A 24637-nucleotide genomic window follows, 5' to 3' on the forward strand; every position below is an offset into this window, starting at 1 on the left:
CCCCGTCTCTTCGGCTGCGCAGACAGCAACGACGCTGACGATACCCATTGCCGCTTCGAGCGACTGACCTCGCTCGCACCCCGAATTCCCTGGGATTCCGCAAGGATTCCAGACGTGCGGAGCTGTGCCAAAACGGCCCCGCCCGGCGGAAGCACGACAACACCAATCAGCCTGAGGAGGAACTGGACGTGAACAAGGTAGAGACATTTGGCACTGCGGTGCGTGTGGCCTGCGATGTGGGCGGCACATTCACCGATGTGTGCATCCTGAACGAGGCTTCCGGCAAGATCCATGTCGCCAAGACGCCGACCACGCCGGACCCGATCGACGGCGTGCTCAAGGGCATCGAGGCGGGCGGCGTCGCGCTGCGCGACATCATCCTGTTCTCGCATGGCACGACGCTTGCCACCAATGCGCTGATCACCCGCCGCTTCCCGCCGGCCATCATGGTCACGACCAAGGGCTTTCGCGACGTCATCGAAATCCGCCGCGGCACGCGTGACGATCTCTGGGACACCTACAAGGAAATGGCCCCGCCCTATCTGCCGCGCCGCGACCGCCTGGTGGTGACGGAGCGCATCGACTATTCGGGCAAGGTCATCGAAGGCGTCAATGAAGCCGAGGCGCGCGAGCTCGCCCGCGTCATCAAAAAACGCAACGTCAACAACGTCGCCATCTGCTTCGTCAATTCCTTCGTCAATCCCGCAAACGAGCAGCGCATGCGCGACATCCTGCTCGAGGAACTGCCCGGCGTGTCGATCTCGCTGTCGAGCGACATCATGCCCGAGATCTTCGAGCATGAACGCTTCAACACCACGGTCGCCAACACCGTGCTCGGACCGGTCGCCGGCCAGTATGGCGCCGAGCTCGAAAGCCGCATGCAGGACGGCGGTTATGCCGGCGACGTGCTTTTGCTGCATTCCGGCGGCGGCGTCATGACCGCCAAGGGCGCCACCAAATTTGCCGCGCGTCTGGCGGCATCGGGCATCGCTGCGGGTGCCATTGCCAGCCGCTTCATCTCCGAGCTTGCCGGCTACAAGAACTCGATCAGCCTCGACATGGGCGGCACCAGCACCGACATCAGCCTGTGCTCCGACGGCCATCTCCACGTCACCAATGACTGGCATGTCGAATATGGCTATCCGATCCGCTTCCCCAGCATCGAGGTGCTGACCATCGGCGCCGGCGGCGGCTCGCTGGCCTGGCGCGACGCGGCCGGCGCGCTTCGCAACGGACCGCAATCGGCCGGCTCGACGCCGGGACCGGTGTGCTACAATCAGGGCGGCACGGAGCCGACCAACTGCGACGCCAATGTCTATCTCGGCCGCCTCGGCACCAAGCTCGCCGGCGGCAGGGTCGAACTCGACGTCAAGCTGGCCGAAAGCGCCATCAACCGCGTCATCGCCGAACCGTTCGGCATGGATGCGGAACAGGCGGCACTGTCGATCCTCAAGGTCGCCAACGCCAACATGGCGGATGCGGTGCGCCTGGTGTCGCTGCGCAAGGGCTACGATCCGCGCGACTTCGCACTGGTCGCCTTCGGCGGCGCCGGTGCCCTGCATGGCGTGGCACTGGCCCGCGACCTCTACATCCCCGTCGTTTTGATCCCGCCAAATCCCGGCGTCACCTCGGCCATGGGCTGCCTGCTCGTCGACATCACCCATGACATCACCCAGATGTACACCGACACGGTCAGCGACATCGACATGGCCGAGCTCAACAGCGCCTTCCGCCTGCTCGAAGAAGACGGCCACGACCGCCTGCTGAGCGAGGATATCTCGCCCGAGCAGATGCTGTTCCAGCGCTACATCGACATGCGTTATCTCGGCCAGTGGCGCTCGATGTCGATCCCGGTCAGCGCCGACATCGAAAATCTCGACGAGGCGGTCAGGCAGTTCCATGAGGAGCATGGCCGCGAGCACAATTATTCGCGGCCCGATGCCCCGGTCGAAGTGTGCCGCATCCAGGTCAAGGCCACCGGCCTCAACCGCAAGGCGGAGCTCGCCCGGCACGAACTGCGCACAGCACCCTTGCCCGACCCCGTCGGCGAACGCCTGGTCCGCTTCGACGAAGCGCCGGAGCGCATCAAGACCCCGGTCTATGACCGCTCGACCCTGCATGCGGGCGCCGTCGTCGCCGGCCCCGCCATCATCGACCAGCTCGACTCGACCATCGTCGTGCCGCCCGGGATCAAGGCCGAGGTGGACGAGTACCTGATCATCAGGATGCACGTCCCGCAGCAGTCCTGAACGACCGAGCTTTAGCCCTCACGCAAATTCTGAATTGGAGATTGGAAATGGCACCTAGAAAAGATCGCCGCACGCTCGATCCGGTTACCTTCGAGGTCCTGAAGAACGCCTATGTCAACATCGTCGACCAGATGGCGGAGCAGATCCTGCGCACCTGCTACTCCTTCGTCATCTACTCCCGCGACTTCTCCTCGGCGCTGTGCGACCCGACCGGCGACACCATCATGCAAGGCAGCGGCGACATCGCCGCTCACGTCGGCACGCTGCACCTGACCGCCAAGGCGGTGATCAAGAAGTTCGGCCATGACGTGCACCCGGGCGACGTCTTCGTCATCAACGACGTCTACCAGGGCGGCACCCACTTCAACGACACCCGCCTGTTTGCGCCGATGTTCTACAAGGGCGAGCTGCTCGGCTTCGCCCAGGCCAACGGCCACTGGGCCGATGTCGGCGGCGCCGTGCCCGGCTCGTTCAACGTCAACGCACTCGACCACATGGCCGAAGGCCTGCGCATCACCCCGGTCCGGGTCTACAGCAAGGGCGTCTATCTCTCCGACGTCGCCGAGCTGATCGCCCACAATACGCGTGCGCCCAGCGACATCATCGGCGACCTCCAGGCCCAGGCCGAAGCCTGCCGCCTGGCCGAGCGCGAGATCCAGCGCCTGTGCGACAAATATGGCGTCGAGACGATCAAGAAGTCGTTCAACGAGGTCCAGGACTATGTCGAGGACATGACGCGCCAGCGCATCTCCGAGCTGCCCGACGGCACCTGGGAGACCATCGACTATATCGACGTCGATCCCGACGAGGGCGAAGGGCTGGTGCCGATCAAGGTCAAGATGACCATCGACGGCGACCGCGTCCATTACGACCTGACCGGCTCCCACCCCAAGACGGTCGGCTCGTTCCTCAACTGCTGCTATGGCGGCGCCTTCGCCGCCGTCGTCGCCGGCACCAAGATGCAGTCGCCTGACATTCCGATGAACTCCGGCTTCTACCGGGTGGTGACGGTCGATGCCGGACCGCTCGGCTCGGTGGTCAATGCCGAATGGCCGACCCCGGTCGCCGGCTTCGCCTCCGGTCCCTTCGAAAAGATCATGAACGCGGTGTTCGAGCTCTGGGCGGAGGTCTTGCCGGAACGCGCCATGGCCTGCACCTTCAACCTCGACTATCTGCTGATCGGCGGCCGCGACACGCGTCACGAAGGCAAGCCCTACTTCATGTGGTACGACTGGATGGTCGGCGGCTGGGGCGCGCGCAACGGCCGTGACGGCTGGGCGGCAACCGGCCCGGTGTTCGGCGTCCAGCTCGGCACCCAGCCCTTCGAAGGCCAGGAGCGGCTGTCGCCCGTTCTCACCACCTGCCACGAGCTGATGGTCGATTCCGGCGGCCCCGGCGAATTCCGCGGCGGCCTCGGCGTCCAGAAGGGCGGCACGCTTTACGCCTGCGAACGCACCGTGGTGTCTTATTGCTGCGACCGCGAGCGCTCGATCACCTGGGGCCTGTGGGGCGGCCTGCCGTCGATCCCGCACGGCGTCTGGGTCAATCCCGGCCAGGACAAGGAGCGTTATCTCGGCTCGCTGTTTTCAGGCGTGCCTTTGCAGCAGGGCGACACCGTGCAGCGGCCCTCGGCCGGCGGCGGCGGCCTCGGCGATCCGCTCAAGCGCGATATCCAGAGCGTGCTCAGCGACGTGGTCGAAGGTTATGTCTCGGTCGAGCGGGCGAAGAAGGACTATGGCGTCGTCGTCCATGTCGTCGATCTCGATCTCGACCAATACAGGATCGACGAGAACGCCACGCTGGCCGAACGGGCGCGCATCGCCAGCCACCGCAAGGACTGGCTCAACGAGGACGCCGAGAAGATCGCCGCCCTTTATCGCGACAAGAAGCTCAACATGCTCGACCTGATCCGCCAATACGGCGTCATCGTCGACTGGGGCTCGGGCGAGCTTCTTGCCAAGACCACCGCCGAGTTCCGCGAGATGCTGAAGCGGCGGACGGTTCCCTACTGGACGGCATCGGGCCAGGCCGCCAACGCGACCCTGAAGGTCGCCTGATCAAGGGAAGGCAGCAGGCTCCAGTGGGCTTGCTGCCTTCTTCGCCAACGGGGTTCGCATAATCAACAATCAAGAATCTGCCAAAAAACAAAAATTCGGAGATGAACCATGTCTGGAAGTCTCGATGTCGCAGGGGAACTCGACTATTCGCAACGGCCCGTCCCACCCAAAGGCCGCATGCCCAAGCTCAATCTGACGATGGCCTTCTGGGCGATCTGCAGCGCCATGTTCTTTCTCATCATCTCGGCGACGCTCGCCGAAATCTATGGCACCGCCAATACGATCATCGGCCTGATACTGACTGTTATCTCCTACTCCGCCATCAATGCGGTCATCACCCGCTACGCGATCAGGAGCGGCCTGTCGGTGTCGCTATTTTCAAGGCTCTTGTTCGGCCGCTACGGCTCGGCGATCGCCACCTTCATCTATGCGGTCTCGAGCATCTATTACGCCGTGTTCGAAGGCTCGGTCATCGCCACGGCGGCGACCTACTATTTCGAAGGCCTGACCTTCGCGGTCGCAGCGCTTATCGTCTGCATCTACAGCGTGCCGCTGATCCTCGGCAGCGTCCAGCACTGGCTCGACAAGTTCAACGGCTATCTTTTGCCGCTCTATCTTGTCGGCCTGATGGGCACGGTGATCTACGCCATCTCGCATTACGGCTATTCCAACGCCTGGCTGACCATGACGCCTGATGGCGGCGCCCCGCCCTATGGCTGGATCAACGTCTTCATCGCCTTCATGGGCGTCTGGTGGATGATGATGTGCACCTTCGACTTCGCCCGCTTCGGCAAGAAGGAGGACGAGACCTACCACGCCGTCTTCAATTTCGGCCTGCCCTTCTACACGCTGACCTATTTCGTCAACGGCCTGGTCGGCATCTTCCTGGTGCAGACGATCCCGCTCGAGGGCGCAACCTCGGAAGTCTCGGTCGTCAAGGCGCTGATCGTGATGATGGGCGCGCTCGGCCTGCTGTTCGTCTGGATCAGCCAGACGCGCATCAACACCACCAACTTCTACCTGTCGACAGTCAACATGCAGGCGTTCTTCCGGCTGGTGTTCAAGCTGGAGATGCCGAAATATGTATGGGCGATCATTGTCGGCGTCATCGTCTATGTCGTGATGCTGGCCGACATCTTCCAGTATCTGCTCGTCGCACTCGCCTATCAGGGCATCTTCGTCGTCGCCTGGGTCGGCGTGGCGCTGGCCTATATCATGTGCGGACAGCATGACGGCAGCGGCGAGGAAAGCGCCCGTCCCGACGACGATTTCCCTGCCTATTACGCGCCCGGAATGGTCGCCTGGTTCGGTGCTGTGGCCATCGGCATCATCCTGCTCGCCATCCCCAACCTCGAACTGCTGTCGGCGCCGGCAACCGTCACCAGCAGCTTCCTCCTGTTCTGGGCGCTGTCGTCGCGCATCAGAACCGTCGCCATAGCCTCCTGAGGCCAACCGGGCGCGGGCGCGGTCTCGACCATCGAGACCCGACCGCGCCCGGATGTTTTTTGTGCCGCGCCTTGCCGTTCCGGCTCATTCCCCCGCCGTCACCGCCCTGCCCTCTGCCCATGCCGCCTGGATCGCCTGGCTGAGTTCGGTTTCCGAGATCGGCTTGTGCAGGATGCGGCTGCCGCCGGCGCTGACCTCCTTCAACCGTGACGGCGAGGTGTCGCCGGTGACGATGATCGACGGCACGCTGCGGCCGAGATAGGCGCTCAGCATGCGGATCGCCTCGAGCCCGGTGGCGCCATGGGCCAGCCGGTAGTCGGAGATGATCAGGTCGACCGATGCCACGCCGCGCAGGGCGGCGGCCGCATGTACCGCCTGGGCCTCCGCCGCCGAGCGTCCGGCATAGACGCTGTGGCCCTCGATGGTCAAAAGCTGCTCCATCGCCTCGAGAATGTCGGTCTCGTCCTCGACGACGATGATGCCGCCTGAGACCGGCTCCGGCTTCACCTCACGCTGAACAACAGGCGCCGTTGCCGCGGCGACGCGCGGCACGGTGATCGAAAACATCGAGCCGCGCCCAAGCCGGGATTTCAGCGTGAGCGGATGATCCAGCAAGCCGGCGGTGCGGCGGACGATGGCGAGGCCGAGGCCGAGCCCTTGAGTGCGGTCGCGCGCCGGGTTCTGCAGCTGCACGAATTCCTCGAAGATCGCCGCCTGCTGGTCGTCTGGAATGCCGGGCCCGGTGTCCCAGACCTGGATCTCGACCAGTCCACCGCGCTTGCGGCAGCCGAGCACGACGCCGCCCGCTTTGGTGTAGCGGAAGGCGTTGCTCACCAGATTGGTCAGCACGCGCTTCAGCATCATCGGGTCGCTTTCGACCAGCAGATGGCAGTCGACCACCCGCCATGTCAGGCCACGCTGTCTGGCCTCAGTGGCGAACTCCTCGCGGAAGTCGCGCAACAATTCGCGCAGGCAGACGCTTTCGCGGGCAACGGTGACGATGCCGGCATCGAGCTTGGAGATGTCGAGCAGCGCGTTCAGCAGGCCGCTGAGATTGCCGATGATCGATTTGGCCCGGCCGGCGAGGCCGCGCGCCTGCTCGGCCGGCACGTTGCCGCGCTTGGCCAGCACGGCAATCGTCGACACCAGCAGGCTAAGCGCATGGATCGGCTGGCGCAGATCGTGGCTGGCGGCGGCGAGGAAGCGGGTCTTGGCGCGGTCGGCGGTCTGGGCGCGATCGCGCTCCTCCTGCAGATGCTCGACCAGCCGCTCGTTTTCCAGCCGCAGGCTGATGGTCTCGCGCAACATGCGATAGGTGATGCGGCAATAGTAGAAATTGATCACCACCAGCGAGACGAGCAGGAACAAAAAACCCGCCGAGATGGCGCTGCCGCTGGTGATGACGCGGGCGGCGACCGGCAACACCGTCGCCAGGATCGAGCCGATCAGCGCTGGCGGAAAGGCCGAAAGCGACGGTACGGTGCCGCAGACCAGGCCGGTCAGCACCACCACGGTGAAGGACAGCAGAAGCGGCGCTTCGGGCAGGAAGCCGACCCAGCCGAAGATGCCCCACAACAGCCCGGAGACCCAGGAAAAGCCGGCTGCCAGCCAGGCCCAGCGCATGATCGTCCTGATATCGCGCGGTCGGCTGAAGAAGCGGCGGGAGGCGAAAACGCGCAAGCCCGTCAGCGTGTACAGCGCAGCCAGCCAGCCGGCCAGCCAGGCTGTGGAAATGCCGCTGCGCAAGACATAGACGGCGCCAAGCGAAATGACGATGTTGGAGATGACCACGCCATATGAATTGCGATAGAGCAGCTCGACCAGCGCCTGGCGTATCTTGTCTTCCTGCATCCGCTTCCCCACCTGCCGGATGAACATCACTTCAACTGTCCTTCCCGGGACAGTTGATCTACCGGCAATTTATTTCCCATAAGTTGGCAACTGCCTCCACGCATCGCTGATTCACCTGTGGTGACCACATGAACCGCCCGCTCACCTTCATCCTCGCCGACGACCATGCGCTGGTGCGCGAGGGGCTGAAGATGCTGATCTCGACGATGGACAACATGTCGGTGGTGGCGGAAGCGGCGGATGGCGAGGCCTTGCTGGACAAGGTGGCGAAGACCCGCGCCGACATTTTGCTGCTCGACCTCGGAATGCCCGGCGTTGCCGGCATCCAGTTCATCGCCGACATCAGGGAGCTCGTGCCCAGGCTGAAGATCATCGTGCTGACCGCCAATATCGAGCCGCGGACGGTGCGCGCCGCACTCGAGGCCGGCGCCAGCGGCTACCTGACCAAGGACGGCGACCCCGAAGAACTCGGCGAGGCGATCGAGGCAATCGGGAAAGGCGGCACCTACCTTGCCCGCACAGTGCGTTTCGCCGTCGGCGAGGCGTCCGGCAGCGGCAGGCCGCACGCCGTGCCCGACATATTGTCGCCGGTGCCGCTGACCCGGCGCGAGCGCGAAATCCTCGCTCTGGTGGCGCAAGGGCTGACGGCGCGCGCCACGGCCGAGCGGCTGGGCATCAGCCCGGCGACGGCGCGCAAGCACCGCGAAAACCTGATGGGCAAGCTCAATCTCCACAGTGCCGCCGAACTGACCGCCTATGCGGTTCGCCTGGGTTTGCCCACAGCCTGAAGCCTGCCGCGCAGCGCCCTGACGGCGCCCGGCATCACGTCAATATCTCTTTAACCATCAGCACTTTAGCCAAGGCCGGGCGCGCTCTAAATACGGCATCTGTCGTATGTCTTCGCGTCAGCGACGAGCCTACTCCTCCCTTCCATCGCGTCATTTGGCGATCGCGTCATCGGGCCAGCGCGCCATTTGACGGTCGCATCATTGGGGAGGAGCCGTCATGCCATCGCTGGAACTTTGGATTCCGTTTGCCCTGGCAACGCTGGCCTTCGCCTGCATGCCGGGACCGGCGATCCTCTACATGACGGCACAGACGGTGGCGCTCGGCCGCCGGGCCGGTCTGATGGCAGCCTTTGGCGTCCATATCGGCTGTTACGTCCACATCTTCGCCGCGGCCATCGGCCTGACCTCGCTGATCGAGCAGGCGCCGATGCTCTTCGAGGCGATCAAGCTTGCCGGGGCCGCCTATCTCGTCTGGCTCGGCCTTCAGATGTTCACGGGCTGGGGCAAGTCGCATGGCGACGTCGCCAGCCCGGCATCGCCCAACCTCGCGTCACAAAGCCTGCGCGACAGCATCATCGTCGAGATCCTCAACCCGAAGACCGCCCTGTTCTTCCTGACCTTCCTGCTGCAATTCGTCGATCCGGCGGCCGCCTTGCCGGTGTGGCTGCAGTTCCTGATGCTCGGCATGTTCGTCAACCTGGTGTTCTCAGTCGCCGACATTGCCGCCGTCGGCATCGCTTCGGTCACCCTTGCCCGTGTCGCATCGGGCAATACCGGCTGGATCGTGCCCAAGGCCTGCGGCACGATCCTGGTCGGGCTCGGCCTGGCGCTGGTCGGCCACCAGATCTGACATGACACGACGCCTGTCCATGCCTTCGCCCGGATCCATGCATTCGCATCTGCCCCCCCCTTGACTGAAGAGCGCGACAGGCTAGGCTGACCTCAAATACCGGCCCCGACTGCCGGGTGGCAAACATGCCTCGTATGCCTCGCCTCCCGGCGGTGGCTGCGGGGCATTTTTGTTTTTGGGAGGAATTTTTGAAGTCGCGCATCGAAATCGGCGTGCTCTATTCGCGCTCGGGCAGCTATCAGCTGGTCGCCAATGCCTGCCATGCAGGCACCATGCGCGCCATATCTGATGTCAATGCCGACCCGGCAAGCGGCATCGAGCTGGTGGCCATCGATCGGGACCCCGGCGGCAATATCGACCGCTACGCGCCGCTCTGCGACGAGATACTGCGCCACAGCAGCGCGCGCCATGTCGTCGGCGCCGTGACGTCGTGGAGCCGCAAGGAGGTCATCCCGGTGCTGGAGAAGTCGGGGGCGGCACTGTGGTATGCCTGCCCTTATGAAGGTTTCGAGGCCAATGAGCATGTCGTCTACATGCATGCCTGCCCGAACCAGCATCTGGTGCCGCTTCTGGCCCATGTCGTGCCGCGCTTCGGCGCCAACGGCTTCCTGCTCGGCTCCAACTACATCTGGGGCTGGGAGACCAACCGTGTCGCCCGCGACCTGATTGCCGACGCCGGCGGCAAGGTTCTGGGCGAGCGTTACCTGCCGATCGGCGACGCCGACGTCTCCAGGCTGATCGAGGAGATCAAGGCGACACGGCCGTCCTTCATCCTCAACAATCTGATCGGCACCTCGTCCTACGCCTTTTTCGCCGCCTACGCCGATCTCGCCCGCGACGACCCGCATTTCGGGCCCGAGTGCTGTCCGATCCTGTCCTGCAACCTGACCGAGGCCGAGCTGCCGGCAATCGGTGCGGCCGGCAATGGCCACCTCTCGGTCGGGCCCTATTTCCGCAATGCCGCCACCGCCACCGACGAGACGCCGGCGTCGTCCTTCGAGGCCTCAGGCTACGCCTCGGTCATGGTGCTGGCCAAGGTGCTGGCGCAAAACCCTGTTGCCGGCTTCGCCGAACTGTCCACAGCCTTTGCCGGGACCAGTTTTGCCACGCCCTTCGGCAGCATCACCGTCGACCCGCAGACCCAGCACGCCACCTTGCCGGTCGAGATCGGCCGCATCTCGGGGCTCGGCTTCGAACGGGTCAGCCATATCGAACGTGTGGCGCCGGACCCCTATCTCTCGCGCTACGACCGGGCCAGGACCTTCGGCCGCCAGCGGCTCAAGGTCGTATCATGAGCCGGGCCGCGCACATCCCCAATCTCGGCGGCGCCAGGGCATTCGTGCTGCACCGCCCGCATGCAACCGTCAGCGCGATATCACGCCAGCTCCAGGCGATCGGCCTCGAGGTTGTCGACTGCTGGCCGGAGCTGCCGGCCGAGGCGCTGGCCGCCGACTTCGTCTTTTTCGATGTCGATCTCGGCTTCGACCAGCAGTTTCCATGGCCAAGGGGTGCCGCCCCCATGCCGACCATCGCCTTGATCGGTTCGGAAGCGCCGGGCCGCATCGAATGGGCGCTGGCGCACAAGGCCGATGCGCAATTGCTGAAGCCGGTCGGCAATGCCGGCGTCTACAGCGCGCTGCTGATTGCCCGCCAGAGTTTTGCCGCGCGCCGGCAGCTGGCCGACGAGATCACGGCACTGCAGCAGCGTGTCGCCGAACGCCAGACCATTGTCCGCGCTGTTTCCGCGCTGTCGGGCCAGGACGGCGTCGACGACGAACGCGCCTATGCGCAATTGCGCGCGCTCGCCATGAACTGGCAGGTCAGCCTCGAGGACGCCGCCCGGCGTGTCGTCGCCCTGACCGAAAAGGAGGCCGGCGTTGACCAGTCCCATCGCGCCTGAGGTATCAGCCATCACTGTGCCAGCCCGGCCGCGCGCCGGTGTCTGGCGCCGCCTGGTCAGGCGGCCGCTGGCGCTGACCGGCCTGGTGATCATTGCGCTGACCGTCGCAGGTGCGGTGCTCGCGCCCTATCTCACCGGCTACGACCCCAACGAGCAGATGTTCGACGGGCTGACGCTGGAAGGCGCGCCGCTGCCGCCCAGCGCCACCTTCTGGCTCGGCACCGACCTGCTCGGCCGGGACCTGCTGACCCGCATTCTCCATGGCGCGCGGACCTCGCTGATTATCGGCATCGTCGCCAATGGCGCTGCCCTCCTGATCGGCACGCTCGTCGGCATCACCGCCGGTTATTTCCGCGGCTTTGTCGGGGCAGCGCTGATGCGCTTCACCGATTTGATGATGGCCTTTCCGGCCCTTTTGCTCGCCATCTGCCTGGCCGCCGTGTTCCAGCCCAGCCTGTGGATCGTCGCCATGGTGATCGCGCTGGTCAACTGGGTGCAGACGGCGCGCATCGTCTTCACCGAAACCAGCTCGCTGGCCGAACGTGAGTTCATCGACGCCGAGCGCACCATCGGCGCCGGCACCTTGCGCATCCTGTTCCGCCACATCCTGCCGCATCTTCTGCCGACCATCATCGTCTGGGGCACGCTCGGCATCTCGACGACGGTGCTTCTGGAAGCGACTTTGTCCTATCTCGGCATCGGCGTGCAGCCGCCGACGGCGTCGTGGGGCAACATCATCTTCGAGAACCAGACCTATTTCCAGGCAGCCCCCTGGCTGGTGTTCTTCCCAGGTGCGGCGATCCTGGCCCTGGCGCTGGCCTTCAACCTCGTCGGTGATGCGCTGCGCGACATTCTCGACCCGACGCAGCGAGGCCGGGCATGATCGCCTATCTCACCCGCCGGCTGATCCAGGCCGCCCTGATCCTGCTCGGCGTGTCGCTGATCACCTTTGCCCTGCTCTATCTGCTGCCGGCCGATCCGGTGCGCCAGATCGCCGGCCGCAGCGCCACGCCGCAGACTGTCGAGAGCATCCGCCAGCAGCTCGGGCTCGACCAGCCCTTCGCGGTGCAATACTGGCGCTATCTGACCAACCTCGTCAGCGGCGATCTCGGCCGCTCCTACATCCAGCGTTCGGAGGTCAGCGAGCTGATCGTGGCGCGCCTGCCGGCCAGCCTGCTTCTGATGGTCGGCGCCATCGTCTGCGAGCTGGTCATCGGCCTGAGCATGGGCCTGGTGGCCGCCGTCAGGCGCGGCAGCGCCACCGACCAGGCGCTGATGGTCGGCTCCTTTATCGGCGTGTCGGCGCCGCAATTCGTCGTCGGCCTGCTGCTGCTCTACGTCTTTGCCGTCAAGCTCGGCTGGTTTCCGATCGGCGGCTACGGCACCTTCAGCCACATGGTGCTGCCGTCGCTGACGCTCGGCATCCTCGGCGCCGGCTGGTACTCGCGCATGATGCGCTCGTCGATGATCGACGTTTTGCGCCAGGACTATATCCGCACCGCCCGCGCCAAGGGCCTGGCCCAGCGCGCCGTGCTGTTCGGCCACGCTCTGCCCAACGCCATCCTGCCTGTCATAGCCATGATCGGCATCGACATCGGCCTGTTCATGGGCGGCATCGTGGTGGTCGAAAGCGTGTTCGGCTGGCCCGGCATCGGCCAGCTCGCCTGGCAGGCGATCCAGCGTGTCGACATCCCGATCATCATGGGCGTCACGCTGGTGTCGGCCTGCGCCATCGTGCTCGGCAACCTGCTCGCCGACATCGTCGCCCCGTTCATCGATCCGCGCATAAAGCTGCGCTGATCCAGACTGCCAACAGACAGACGACAACAAACAAAGAGAAGGGAACCTCGGATGAGACATTATTTGACATCAACGGTCGCCGCGTCGGCGCTTGTGCTGGCGCTCGGCCTGGCCTCGGCCAGCGCGCAGGAAACGCTCGACCCCAAGGCCAAGCAGGGCGGCGCGATCACCATCACCTACAAGGACGATGTCGCCACCCTCGACCCGGCGATCGGTTATGACTGGCAGAACTGGTCGATGATCAAGAGCCTGTTCGACGGGCTGATGGATTACGAGCCCGGCACCACCACGCTGCGCCCAGAACTCGCCGAGAGCTACGAGATCTCGCCCGACGGCAAGACCTTCACCTTCAAGCTGCGCAAGGGGGTGAAATTCCACAATGGCCGCGAGATGACGGCAGACGACGTCAAATATTCGCTCGACCGCGTCACCAACCCCAAGACGCAGAGCCCGGGCGCCGGCTTCTTCGCCTCGATCAACGGCTATGACGACGTCGCCGGCGGCAAGTCGGAAAGCCTGTCGGGCGTGACTGTCGTCGACCCCTCGACGGTCAGAATAGAGCTGTCGCGGCCCGACGCCACCTTCCTGCATGTCATGGCGATCAATTTCAGCCATGTCGTGCCGAAGGAGGAGGTCGAGAAATACGGCGCCGATTTCGGCAAGCATCCTGTCGGTACCGGCGCCTACAAGATGGCCGAGTGGACGCTCGGCCAGCGCCTGGTGTTCGAGCGCAACGCCGACTACTGGCACAAGGGCCTGCCCTATATCGACAAGATCACCTTCGAGATCGGCCAGGAGCCGATCGTCGCCCTTCTGCGCCTGCAGAATGGCGAGGTCGACGTTCCCGGCGACGGCATTCCGCCGGCCAAGTTCCAGGAGGTGATGGCCGATCCCGAGCAGAAGGCGCGTGTCGTCGAAGGCGGCCAGCTGCAGACCGGCTATGTCACCATGAACACCCAGATGCCGCCCTTCGACAACGTCAAGGTGCGCCAGGCCGTCAACATGGCGATCAACAAGGACCGCATCGTCAAGCTGATCAACAACCGCGCGGTGCCTGCCAACCAGCCGCTGCCGCCGTCGATGCCCGGCTATGACAAGGCATTTGCCGGTTATGCCTATGATGTCGACAAGGCCAAGGCGCTGCTCGGCGAGGCCGGCCATCCCCAAGGCTTCGAGACCGAACTGTTCGTCATGAACACCGATCCCAACCCGCGCATCGCCCAGGCGATCCAGCAGGATCTGGCGGCGATCGGCATCAAGGCGGCGATCCAGTCGCTGGCCCAGGCCAATGTCATTGCCGCCGGCGGCGAAAAGAATGGTGCGCCGATGATCTGGTCGGGCGGCATGGCCTGGATCGCCGACTTCCCCGATCCGTCCAACTTCTACGGCCCGATCCTCGGCTGCAGTGGTGCGGTGCAGGGCGGCTGGAACTGGGCCTGGTACTGCAACAAGGAGCTCGACGACAAGGCGGCCGCGGCCGATTCGATCGTCGATCCCGCCAAGGCCGAAGAGCGCGCCAAATTGTGGGGCGAGATCTACGCCAAGATCATGGCCGATGCGCCCTGGGCACCTGTCTTCAACGAGCAGCGCTTCACCATGAAGTCGCCGCGCATGGGCGGCGACGACAAGCTGTATGTCGACCCGGTCCATATCCCGATCAACTACGACTATGTGTATGTGAACGATGTGCAATAACTGCAACTACACCATCCACGGACGCCATCATCACTTCGGCTGGGACAATTCTTTTGCCCCGGCCGAGCGGGTGACGCCCGGCTCGACGATCGAGTTCGAATGTCTTGATTCCTCGGGCGGCCAGCTCACGGCCCAAAGCACCGTCGGCGACATCGCCAAGCTCGACTTCGACAGGATCAACCCGGTGACCGGGCCGATCTTCGTCGAGGGCGCAGAACCTGGCGATGCGCTCAAGGTGACGATCGAGGCGTTCAAGCCGTCCGGCTTCGGCTGGACGGCCAACATTCCGGGTTTCGGCCTGCTCGCCGACGACTTCACCGAGCCGGCGCTCAACATCTGGAAATATGACGCGACCTCGCTCGCACCGGCTTTGTTCGGCAAAAACGGCCGCGTGCCGCTGAAGCCTTTCGCCGGCACCATCGGCAACGCCCCTGCCGAGATGGGGCACCACTCGGTGGTGCCGCCACGCCGCGTCGGCGGCAATCTCGACATCCGCGACCTTGCCGCCGGCACCGTGCTCTATCTGCCGGTCGAAGTGGCGGGCGCGCTGTTTTCGGTCGGCGACACCCATGCCGCCCAGGGCGACGGCGAGGTCTGCGGCACGGCGATCGAAAGCCCGATGAACGTCGTGCTCACCCTCGACCTGGTCAAGGATGCCAGGCTGAAGACGCCGCGCTTCACCACGCCGGGGCCGGTGACACGGCATCTCGACGCCAAGGGCTATGAGGTGACGACAGGCATCGGTCCCGATTTGATGACCGGTGCCAAGGAGGCGGTCGCGCAGATGGTCGACCTTTTGTCGGCGCGTTACAAGATGGATCCCGTCGACGCCTACATGCTGGTGTCGGTGTGCGGCGACCTGCGCATTTCGGAGATCGTCGACATGCCGAACTGGGTGGTGTCGTTCTACTTCCCGCGCTGCGTGTTCGAATGAACGCTGCCACCGATATCAAACGCGACGTCGGGGCCCCTGCCCCGACGTCGGAAAAGCCGGTGCTCGACGTCGCCGGGCTGACCATTTCGGTGCGCGGCGAAGACGGCGAACGGCCCGTCGTCTCCGAGCTCTCCTTCTCCCTGGCACGCGGGGAGACCTTGTGCATCGCCGGTGAATCCGGCTCCGGCAAGTCGATGACCTCGCTGGCGATCATGGCGCTGTTGCCGCAGCCGGCAGCACGCATATCGGCCGGCGCGATCCGGCTCGGCGACACCGATCTCGCCTCGCTCGACGAAGGCCGGATGCGCCGCATCCGCGGCAACCGCATCGCCATGATCTTCCAGGAGCCGATGACCTCGCTCAATCCGGTGCTGTCGATCGGCCGCCAGCTCGTCGAGGCGATCGAGGCCCATACCGGTGTTTCCAGCGCCGAGTCGCGCAAACTCGCCATCGAGGCGCTGACCGCTGTGCGCATTCCCGAGGCCGAAAGCCGGCTGAAACAATATCCGCATGAACTCTCGGGCGGCATGCGCCAGCGCGTCATGATCGCCATGGCGCTGGCGCTGAAACCCGACGTGCTGATCGCCGACGAGCCGACAACGGCACTCGACGTCACCGTGCAGGGCGAAGTGCTGGAACTGCTGCGCGACCTGCAGCGCCGGCACGGCACCAGCGTCATCCTGATCACCCACGACATGGGCGTCGTCGCCGAAATGGCCGACCGCGTCATCATCATGCGTCACGGCCGCATGGTCGAACAGGGCAAGGTGACCGACATTTTCGAGCGACCCCAGGTCGACTACACACGCGACCTGCTTGCGGCGGTGCCGCGCATGGGCACTGGCGCCGCGCGTCAGGCAGCGCTGCCGGAGATCGCGGAGGCGAAGCCCGCGCCGGTCGCGGTGGCGCGCGACCTTCATGTCCGCTTCGACCTCACCGGTGGTTTCTTCGGCCGGGTCAATCGCCGCGTCCATGCCGTCGAGGGTATCAGTTTTGCCATCGCCGCCAACGAGACGCTGTCGCTTGTCGGCGAATCCGGCTGCGGCAAGTCGACGACGGCCAAAGCCCTTGCCGGGCTGGTGCCTTATCACGGCGAGCTCGAGATCGGCGGGCGCAACCTCAAGGGCCTCGGCCGCGACGCGCGCAAGGCGGTGCGCCGCGACGTGCAGATGATTTTCCAGGACCCTTACGCCTCGCTCGATCCGCGCATGCGTGTCGGCGAGCTCGTTGCCGAACCGCTTGTGATCCACGACATCGGCACCCCAAGGGAACGCACAGAACGGGTCGCAGCTCTGTTCGAGCGCGTCGGTCTTTCGACTGAGCAGATGGAGCGTTATCCGCACGAGTTTTCCGGCGGCCAGCGCCAGCGCATCTGCATCGCCCGCGCCCTGGCGCTCAGGCCCAAGCTGATCATCGCCGATGAAAGTGTGTCGGCGCTCGACGTCTCGGTGCAGGCGCGGGTGCTGCAGCTGCTGAAGGAGCTGCAGGCCGAATTCGGCGTCGCCTATCTGTTCATCTCGCATGACATGGCGGTGGTCGAGAACATCTCCGACCGCGTCGCCGTCATGTATCTCGGCCAGATCGTCGAGATGGGCACACGCGACCAGATCTTCTCCAATCCGCGCCACCCCTACACCAGGCGGCTGATCGAGGCGGTGCCGGTGCCCGATCCCCAGAGGCGCCGGGCCCGTTTCGCCCGCATGGAGCGCGAGATCCCGAGCCCGGTGCGCAAGCTTGGCGACGCGCCAAAGAAGCTGGTGCTCACCGATGTCGGCGGCGGCCATCTCGTCGCCGAATCGTCAGAAAGCCAGGCCGGCTGAGCGCGCCGCCCGGCGCGGCCGGCGCCGGGCTGCCTGGACATCCTCCACCCGAACAACCGATGTGCGTGGCGGCGGCGGCCATAGATTGTGGAAAGATCACAGGGAGTTGTGCCGTTGCGACGTTTGCGCAGGGCAGCCAGCATTTGATGAATCAAAGTGTAGTGCTATCGTCCGATCAAGCATGGTCAACAAAAGCTGAATGACAGCAGTGCGTTCCACCATGCCCAGGCCTGGCGGATCCGCTCGCCGGCTTTGCGCCACGCGCGAATGACTTTGCATAACCGGTCGCGGGCCAGGGTGGGAGTGGCAACGATTGGCGGAGCTGTCGGAAAAATTCATCGACCAGATCTATGAGGCGTCCTTCGTCCCGGAGAAATGGCCCGCCTTGCTCGACGACCTCGCCAGGGCCGTCGACGGCATCGGCGGCTATCTCTTCACCATCAGCCGCGGTGCTTCCGCCTATGTCGCCTCTGAGGCGGTCGCGCCCCATGTCGGGGCCTTCATGGATGAAGGCTGGATGGCGGTGAACGGCCGCGCCGCGCGCGCCGAGGCGCTGGCCTATCCCGGCTTCATCACCGATCTCGATGCTTTCAGCGCAGAGGAGCTGGACAGCGAGCCGATCTACCGCGACTTCCTCAGGCCACGCGGCATGGGCTGGGCCGCCGGCACCCATATCCCGCTGCCCACCGGCGACGTGCTGTCGTTCAACCTCGAGCGTTCCACCGCCCGCGGCCCGTTCGAGCGTCCCCTTGTCGAGGCACTCGACCGCTTACGCCCACATGTCGCCCGCGCGGCCATGGTCGGTGCGCGGCTCGGGCTGGAAAAGGCGCGTGCCGGGGCCGACGCGCTGGAGGCGCTTGGCCTGCCGGCGGCGGTGCTCGGTGGACGCGGCCAGCTGCTTGCCTGCAACGCGCTGATGGACAGGCTGATCCCCGACATGGTGCAGGACGGCACGGCGCGTGCCCAGATCACCGACAGGAAGGCCGATGCCTTGCTCGATCAGGCCCTTTCGGCACTGGCCGGCGGCACCAGGCGCGGCATCGTCCAGTCCTTCCCGATCAAGGGCGGCGACGGCAAGCCGTCGGGCGTCGCCCATCTGTTGCCGGTGCGCGGCTCGGCCAACGACGTGTTCAGCCGCATGAACAGCATCCTCGTCATCATGCCGCTGCCCGGCCCGGGCGCACCGCCGGTCAAGGTGCTGCAGGCGCTGTTCGACCTGACGCCGAGCGAAGCGCGCATCGCCGCGGCCCTTGCCGACGGCCGCAGCATCGATGCCATCAGCCAGGATTTCGGCATCGCGCGCGAAACCGTGCGCTCGCATCTGCGCTCGATCTTCGCCAAATCGGGGGTCTCCAAACAGTCGTCGCTGGTCCGGCTGCTGCTCGGCGTGACGCTGCCGCGACCGGGCAGCTAGGGTGTGATCGCAGGAGGGGGAAACCGGTGTTCGGGATCAGGCTCGCGCAGAGAGGCGGCTCTGTTCGAAGGCGGAGCCAATCTAGACGATAGGCTTACTCGACAGTTGGCCTGCGACCTGCGCAACTGGCGTGGGGAGAAACGACAATGCCTTATCTCGACATCTATCTGGCCCAGCTGACCGACCCGTTCCGCATCGGCCTGCTGGTCGCGCTGCTGGTCACCGCCGCCAACACCGCGCCGACGCTGAACCGCTGGATTCCGATCGCGCTCGGCGTCGTCTTCGTCGCTGTGCTGATCCCATTCAGCTTCGGCGCCTCCGACGAGATCGCCAAGGCCTTTGCCGTCGCCGTCGGCCTGGTCTCAAACGTCACGCTGCTCGCAGTGCTGCTCGGCGCCAAGGCGCTCTACGCGCGCTTCGCCAGGGGCTAGAGCGCTTCCGCTTTTGGTCGAATTGCGGCGGCGCTTTCTGTTCCTGGGCAATTCCAAGCAATGCAGAACACAGGCAGTTTATGCCACCCGCCCCACATTCCTCACCCTCACGGCAGGATCCTCGGGTCAAGCCTCTGGGATGACGAAGCGAGGAGCCATTAGGCCCTACAGCTCGAACTCGCCCTGCCCGGCGTCGAGGGCGCCGATGGTTTCGGCGGCAAGCGCCCGGGTGATGCGGCTTTTCTGTTCCAGCGCTGCGCGGTCGAGGCGTTCGACGACGCGGATGGCGGTCGACAGGGAGCGTTCGATGCGGCGGACCAGGAACTGCACGACATGCGGCTCGACCTCGACCTGGCGGTCGGCGAACAGCTTGGTGATGACGCCGGCGAGCAGCAGGTCGTCGGGCTCGTCGATCTCGACGGTCGCCGCAGCCTTCAGCCGCGAGGCGAGGTCGGGCAGCGTCACGCCCCAGGCGGTGGGAAAGCTGCGCGCGGTGAGCAGCAATTGCGCGCCCGAGCCGCGCACCGTGTTGATGAGGTGAAACAGCCCGTTCTGGTCGAGCCGGCCCTGGTCGGCATCGTCGATCAGCACGGAGGCCGTGCCGATCTCGCCGAGATGGGCCGAAATGTCCGAGACGTCGAGCTGAAGTGCGTCGGCATTGTCACGCCAGATCGCGGCGAGATGCGACTTGCCCGAACCGGCCGGACCGGCGAGCAGCACCACCGGTGCCGGCCAGTCGGGCCAGCGGTCGATCAGCGACACGGCTTGCGCGTTGGCCCCTGAGACGACGAGGTCGTCGCGCGAAAACCCTGGTGAATGACCAAGGTCGAGCGGCAGCTGGCGCGGTTTGATCGGCTCGCGCGACACTGTCATTTTTCCGGTTTCGCATCGCCCGGCTTGCGGGCCTGGACTTTGGCGCGGCTCGGCCTATCGGCCTCGGTTTCTGCACGGCTCCGCATGGCAGCGGCGGTCTTGGCGCTACCCGGCGCGACAGCCTCGGTCTTGGCATCGCTCGGCACGCGGGCGGCCTCGATTTTTGCACCGCTCGGCGCGGGCGCCTCCACGGCATGGCCGTGATAGAGCGGGGAATCGAGGTAGCGGCCAATGGCGAAACGCACAAGCACCGCAACGGCCGCCGCCGACGGCACCGCCACCAGCAGGCCGACAAAACCGAACATCGCGCCGAAGGCGACGAGTGCGAACATCAGCCAGACCGGATGCAGGCCGACACTCTTGCCGACGAGGCGCGGCTGCAGGATGTTGCCCTCGATGAACTGGCCGATGAAAAACACCGCCGCCACCGCAGCCACCATGGTCCAGTCGGGCCAGAACTGGACGAAGGCGACGCCGATCGACAGCACCAGGCCAAGCAGCGAGCCGACATAAGGAATGAAGCTGACGAGGCCGGCAAACAGGCCGATCAGCACGCCGAAATTGAGCCCGGTCAGCGTCAGGCCGACGGCATAGAGGATGCCGAGGATCAGGCACAAGGTGCCCTGGCCGCGGACGAAGCCGGCGATCGCGGTGTTGATGTCGCGGGCGATCTGGCGGACTGTTACAACGTGGTCGCGCGGGATCCAGCTGTCGACGACTGAAACCATGCGGTCCCAGTCGAGCAGCATGTAGAAAGCGACGACGGGGGTGACCACGAACAGGCTGGCGATCGAAAACAGCGCCACGCCGGAGCTCCAGATGCCCTGGAAGATGGTGGTGACGAAGCCGAAGCCCGACTTGATCAGCGAATTCAGCCCCTCGCGCAGGCCTTGCGCATCGACGCCGAAACGCTGCTCCAGCCATTGCGGATTGAAGTCGGTGATCAGCTGCTGCAGGCGTTCGAGATAGCCCGGCACCTTGGCGGCGAAGTCGGCCATCTGCGAGGCCAGCACCGGAATGATGATGACAAGGCCGAGAACCAGAAGCACCAGGAAGCAGACCAGGATGACGACGGTTGCCATCAACCTGGACAGGCCGAGCTTCTGCAGCCGGTCGGCGACCGGGTCGAGGAAATAGGCCAGCGCCATGCCGGCGACGAAGGGCAAAAGAATGTCGCTGAACAGATAAAGGAAAGCGGCGAACAGGACGGCCGAAATCAGCCAGAAGCGGATCTGCTTGCGGAATGCCGCCGCCGCCGCTTCTTCGGCCGCGTCGTTATCGGTTGGGAGTGTCGCCTTCGCCATAACCGCTCATGTGCCTCAGCCAAGCCACGAGATAGGCTGCCGCCGAAGCGACGGTCAAGAGGCCGGAAATGGTTATCAACGCCGGCCGGACCGGGCCGAGCGCAAAGCTGAAGGCAAGTTCGGCCAGCACCACCGCCGCCAGAACGATCTGGATCGCGGTGTTGACCTTCGACACCATCAGCGGGCTGACCTTCACCGGATGGCCCATGATCGTCGACAACAGCACGGCGCCGATGATCAGCGCGTCGCGCGACACCGCCAGCATCACCAGCCACAAAGGCAGGTGCCCCATGATGCCGAGCACGACAAAGACGCTGACCAGGAGCAGCTTGTCGGCCATCGGGTCGAGATAGGCGCCGAGTTCCGAACGCTGGTTGAAATGGCGGGCGATGAAGCCGTCGACGCCGTCGGAGACGCCGGCAATGACAAAACCGGCGAAGGCCCAGTCCCACTCGCCCGCCAGCATGGCGTAGATCACGCAAGGCACGAGGATCAGCCTCATGATGGTGATCATGTTCGGAACAGTCACAATCAGCATCCCGTCTCGGCTTTTTGCCATTATGCTTTGTCTTTTTGAGATATTTTGTCTTTGGTCGATAAATGGGCGAGACTTCACGGCATCGCAAGAGAGCGGGCCGCGTCAGCCCCCTGTCCACCGCTTTGGCGGCCGTTTCCAAGGCAATCTGGCCGTCTCGCTTGCGGGAACCGGCCGTTCATGCGAATAGCGCCGCAAAAGCGCACCAGGATTTGGGCATCAGGATTTGGCGATGAGCGAAGGCAAGAACGGTCTCACCTATGCGCAGGCGGGCGTCGACATCGACGCCGGAAACCTGATGGTCGAGAAGATCAAGCCGCTGGTGCGCTCGACGCGCCGGCCGGGCGCGGATGGCGAGATCGGCGGCTTCGGCGGCCTGTTCGACCTCAAGGCCGCCGGTTTCAACGACCCGATCCTGGTCGCGGCCAATGACGGCGTCGGCACCAAGCTCAAGATCGCCATCGATGCCGGCAAGCATGACACGATCGGCGTCGACCTCGTCGCCATGTGCGTCAACGACATCGTCGTCCAGGGCGCCGAGCCGCTTTTGTTCCTCGACTATTTCGCCACCGGCAAGCTCGACCCCAACCAGGGCGCCGACATCGTCTCCGGCATCGCCGAGGGCTGCCGCCAGGCCGGCTGCGCGCTGATCGGCGGCGAAACCGCCGAAATGCCCGGCATGTATCATGGCAACGACTACGACCTCGCCGGCTTTGCCGTCGGTGCCGCCGAGCGTGGCCGGCTGCTGCCGACCGACGACGTCGTCGAGGGCGACGTGCTGCTCGGCCTCGCCTCCTCCGGCGTGCATTCCAACGGCTATTCGCTGGTCCGCCGCATCGTCGAGGTCTCGGGTCTCAAGTGGAGCGACCGGGCGCCTTTCGCCGACGGCCCGACGCTTGCCGAAGCGCTGCTCGAACCGACCCGCATCTACGTCAAGTCGCTGCTCCGGGCGATCCGCGAGACCAACGGCATCAAGGCGCTGGCCCACATCACCGGCGGCGGTTTCCCCGAAAACATCCCCAGGGTGCTGCCCAAGGAATTCTCGGCCGAGCTCGATTTGTCGGCGATCGAGGCACCACGCGTGTTCTCCTGGCTGGCTTCCACCGGCGGTGTGTCGCCCGAAGAAATGATGCGCACCTTCAACTGCGGCATCGGCATGATCGCGGTCGTTGCCGCCGGACAGGCAGCGCAGGTCGCCGCCGTGCTGCAGGAGGCCGGCGAGACCGTCACGCCGATCGGCCGCATCGTGCCGCGCCGCGACACCGGCGTCATCTATCGCGGGTCGCTCGCCCTATGATGCAGCGCAAACGCACGGTCATCCTGATCTCGGGCCGCGGCTCCAACATGGCCGCGCTGATCGACGCCGCCGCCGACCCGGCATTCCCCGCCGAGATCGTCGGCGTCATCTCCGACAAGGCCAACGCGCCCGGCCTCGGCATCGCCGCCAGCCGCGGCATCGCCACCAAGGTGGTGACCCGCGCGGAGCACGCCAGCAAGGAAGCGCATGACGAGGCGATCGGCTCGGCGCTCGACACCTTCGGCGCCGAGATCGTGGCGCTAGCCGGCTACATGCGTCTGTTGACCACCGGCTTCGTCGAGACATGGCAGGGCCGGATGATCAACATCCATCCGGCACTGTTGCCGTCCTTCAAGGGGCTCGACACCCACCAGCGCGCGCTCGACGCCGGCATCCGCGTGCATGGCTGCACCGTGCATTTCGTCACGCCCGAAATGGATGACGGCCCCATCATCGCCCAGGCCGCCGTGCCGGTGCTGATCGACGACGACGAGCCGACACTGTCGGCCCGCGTGCTCAAGGCCGAGCACCGGCTCTATCCGCTCGCCCTCAAGCTGTTTGCCGAAGGCAAGGTGCGCATGGAGGGCAGCCGCACGACCTATTCAGGTTTCAGCGACAGCATCGGCACCGACGAGATCGCAGCCCCCCATCCGGCACGCGACGAGATCGACCTGGAGCAGCTCGCCCGCATCACGCCCTGAGCCGAAAGATCCCGCATGGCAAAGGCAGGCATGGCAAGGACGAGGCATCTTCTTCTTCTGCGCCATGCCAAGTCGAGCTGGGACGACGAGGCGCTTGCCGATTTCGACCGGCCCTTGGCGCCGCGTGGGCTGAAGGCCGCACCGCGCATGGGCCAGGAAATCGCCCGACGCGGCTGGCTGCCCGAACTGGTCTATGTCTCGCCTGCCGCGCGCACCCGCCAGACATGGCAGCTTGCGTCAGCCGACTGGCCGGCGCCCCTGCCCGCGGCAAGCTTCCACGACAGCATCTATAGCGCTTTGGCCAACGACCTGTTTGCGCTGACCAGATCCGCACCCCAGGAGATCGGCAGCCTGCTGGTTATCGGCCACAATCCCGGGCTTGAGATCTTCGCCGCCCAGCTGGCCGGTCCCGGCTCGGACGCCGATGCCGTCAGCTCGCTCGAAGAGAAATTCCCGAGCGGCGCGCTGGCCCGCTTCGAGATTGACGGCGACTGGGCTCAGCTCAGCCCCGGCGGCGCGCGCCTGACCCATTGTATCAGGCCTAGAGAGTTGGCCTGAGGCGCAGCGGCGCGGACGAGCGACTGCCGGGTCAGTTCCCTGCCATCCCAGCATTCTGAAGATCGGCCAGCTTTTGAGATTGGCCAGCGCCTGAAACCGGCGAGAGACCGGCAGGCCGCCCCCTGCCCGGCAAC

The 24637-nt window shown here is 65.2% G+C and carries 21 protein-coding genes; 17 read left to right on the top strand and 4 right to left on the bottom strand.

Annotated features, from left to right (window positions below):
* Positions 1-188: 188 nt before the first annotated feature.
* From N7E70_RS22100 to N7E70_RS22110, 3 genes are all read left to right on the top strand, one after another.
* Positions 189-2249 carry a hydantoinase/oxoprolinase family protein gene (locus N7E70_RS22100; RefSeq protein ID WP_263007638.1) on the top strand — a complete coding sequence of 687 codons (2061 nt, stop codon included), beginning with the start codon at positions 189-191 and terminating at the stop codon, positions 2247-2249.
* A 47-nt stretch (positions 2250-2296) separates the two neighbouring features.
* Complete coding sequence (locus N7E70_RS22105; protein WP_182575321.1) at positions 2297-4306, top strand: hydantoinase B/oxoprolinase family protein; 2010 nt, start codon at positions 2297-2299, stop codon at positions 4304-4306.
* A 108-nt stretch (positions 4307-4414) separates the two neighbouring features.
* Positions 4415-5752, top strand: a complete 1338-nt coding sequence (locus tag N7E70_RS22110) for a purine-cytosine permease family protein (protein ID WP_067963906.1) — start codon at positions 4415-4417, stop codon at positions 5750-5752.
* 84 nt (positions 5753-5836) lie between these two features.
* Here the strand turns inward: N7E70_RS22110 and N7E70_RS22115 are convergent, their stop codons facing one another.
* Positions 5837-7603 (bottom strand): ATP-binding protein, encoded by a 1767-nt coding sequence (locus N7E70_RS22115; RefSeq protein ID WP_263007639.1) that lies wholly within the window; start codon positions 7601-7603, stop codon positions 5837-5839.
* A 128-nt stretch (positions 7604-7731) separates the two neighbouring features.
* On the opposite strand from N7E70_RS22115, the gene N7E70_RS22120 reads away from it, so the two are divergent.
* The 11 genes from N7E70_RS22120 (at position 7732) to N7E70_RS22170 (ending at position 19235) form a co-directional block, all read left to right on the top strand.
* Entirely contained in the window at positions 7732-8391 is a 660-nt protein-coding gene (locus N7E70_RS22120) for a response regulator (protein WP_263007640.1), read from the top strand.
* A gap of 217 nt (positions 8392-8608) precedes the next feature.
* On the top strand, positions 8609-9241 hold the full coding sequence (locus N7E70_RS22125) for a LysE family translocator (RefSeq protein ID WP_263007641.1): 633 nt from the start codon (positions 8609-8611) through the stop codon (positions 9239-9241).
* Between the two features lie 188 nt (positions 9242-9429).
* Positions 9430-10536 (top strand): transporter substrate-binding protein, encoded by a 1107-nt coding sequence (locus tag N7E70_RS22130; RefSeq protein WP_263007642.1) that lies wholly within the window; start codon positions 9430-9432, stop codon positions 10534-10536.
* Entirely contained in the window at positions 10533-11141 is a 609-nt protein-coding gene (locus N7E70_RS22135; RefSeq protein ID WP_067963914.1) for an ANTAR domain-containing response regulator, read from the top strand. Before N7E70_RS22130 ends, N7E70_RS22135 begins: the two co-directional genes overlap by 4 nt.
* The gene (locus tag N7E70_RS22140; protein ID WP_067963916.1) at positions 11119-12024 is read left to right on the top strand and encodes an ABC transporter permease; all 906 of its coding nucleotides are present in this window, start codon (positions 11119-11121) and stop codon (positions 12022-12024) included. Before N7E70_RS22135 ends, N7E70_RS22140 begins: the two co-directional genes overlap by 23 nt.
* The gene (locus tag N7E70_RS22145) at positions 12021-12941 is read left to right on the top strand and encodes an ABC transporter permease (protein ID WP_154385144.1); all 921 of its coding nucleotides are present in this window, start codon (positions 12021-12023) and stop codon (positions 12939-12941) included. The genes N7E70_RS22140 and N7E70_RS22145 overlap by 4 nt, the downstream gene beginning before the upstream one ends.
* Before the next feature lie 51 nt (positions 12942-12992).
* On the top strand, positions 12993-14636 hold the full coding sequence (locus tag N7E70_RS22150; protein WP_263007643.1) for an ABC transporter substrate-binding protein: 1644 nt from the start codon (positions 12993-12995) through the stop codon (positions 14634-14636).
* Positions 14626-15570: an acetamidase/formamidase family protein gene (locus N7E70_RS22155; protein WP_263007644.1), complete on the top strand. Its 945-nt coding sequence runs from the start codon at positions 14626-14628 to the stop codon at positions 15568-15570. Before N7E70_RS22150 ends, N7E70_RS22155 begins: the two co-directional genes overlap by 11 nt.
* Entirely contained in the window at positions 15567-17390 is a 1824-nt protein-coding gene (locus N7E70_RS22160; RefSeq protein ID WP_263007645.1) for an ABC transporter ATP-binding protein, read from the top strand. The genes N7E70_RS22155 and N7E70_RS22160 overlap by 4 nt, the downstream gene beginning before the upstream one ends.
* 313 nt (positions 17391-17703) lie before the next feature.
* Positions 17704-18804 (top strand): helix-turn-helix transcriptional regulator, encoded by a 1101-nt coding sequence (locus tag N7E70_RS22165; protein ID WP_263007646.1) that lies wholly within the window; start codon positions 17704-17706, stop codon positions 18802-18804.
* 146 nt (positions 18805-18950) lie between these two features.
* Positions 18951-19235, top strand: a complete 285-nt coding sequence (locus N7E70_RS22170; protein WP_263007647.1) for a hypothetical protein — start codon at positions 18951-18953, stop codon at positions 19233-19235.
* A gap of 165 nt (positions 19236-19400) precedes the next feature.
* Here the strand turns inward: N7E70_RS22170 and hdaA are convergent, their stop codons facing one another.
* The 3 genes from hdaA to N7E70_RS22185 are packed head-to-tail and all read right to left on the bottom strand — an operon-like array spanning position 19401 to position 21941.
* Positions 19401-20108, bottom strand: coding sequence for a DnaA regulatory inactivator HdaA (gene hdaA, locus N7E70_RS22175; protein ID WP_263007648.1), 708 nt, complete (start codon positions 20106-20108; stop codon positions 19401-19403).
* Positions 20105-21412, bottom strand: a complete 1308-nt coding sequence (locus tag N7E70_RS22180) for an AI-2E family transporter (protein WP_263007649.1) — start codon at positions 21410-21412, stop codon at positions 20105-20107. The genes hdaA and N7E70_RS22180 overlap by 4 nt, the downstream gene beginning before the upstream one ends.
* A complete protein-coding gene (locus tag N7E70_RS22185; protein WP_263007650.1) occupies positions 21384-21941 on the bottom strand; it encodes a CDP-alcohol phosphatidyltransferase family protein in 558 nt (185 codons plus the stop codon). Before N7E70_RS22185 ends, N7E70_RS22180 begins: the two co-directional genes overlap by 29 nt.
* 238 nt (positions 21942-22179) lie before the next feature.
* On the opposite strand from N7E70_RS22185, the gene purM reads away from it, so the two are divergent.
* The 3 genes from purM to N7E70_RS22200 are packed head-to-tail and all read left to right on the top strand — an operon-like array spanning position 22180 to position 24503.
* A complete protein-coding gene (gene purM / locus N7E70_RS22190) occupies positions 22180-23244 on the top strand; it encodes a phosphoribosylformylglycinamidine cyclo-ligase (RefSeq protein WP_263007651.1) in 1065 nt (354 codons plus the stop codon).
* Positions 23241-23945 (top strand): phosphoribosylglycinamide formyltransferase, encoded by a 705-nt coding sequence (gene purN / locus N7E70_RS22195; protein ID WP_154385136.1) that lies wholly within the window; start codon positions 23241-23243, stop codon positions 23943-23945. Before purM ends, purN begins: the two co-directional genes overlap by 4 nt.
* Positions 23946-23975: 30 nt before the next feature.
* Positions 23976-24503, top strand: coding sequence for a SixA phosphatase family protein (locus tag N7E70_RS22200; protein WP_269441415.1), 528 nt, complete (start codon positions 23976-23978; stop codon positions 24501-24503).
* Positions 24504-24637 lie beyond the last annotated feature (134 nt).

It is taken from the genome of Aminobacter sp. NyZ550 (genome assembly GCF_025628925.2).
GTDB lineage: Bacteria > Pseudomonadota > Alphaproteobacteria > Rhizobiales > Rhizobiaceae > Aminobacter > Aminobacter ciceronei.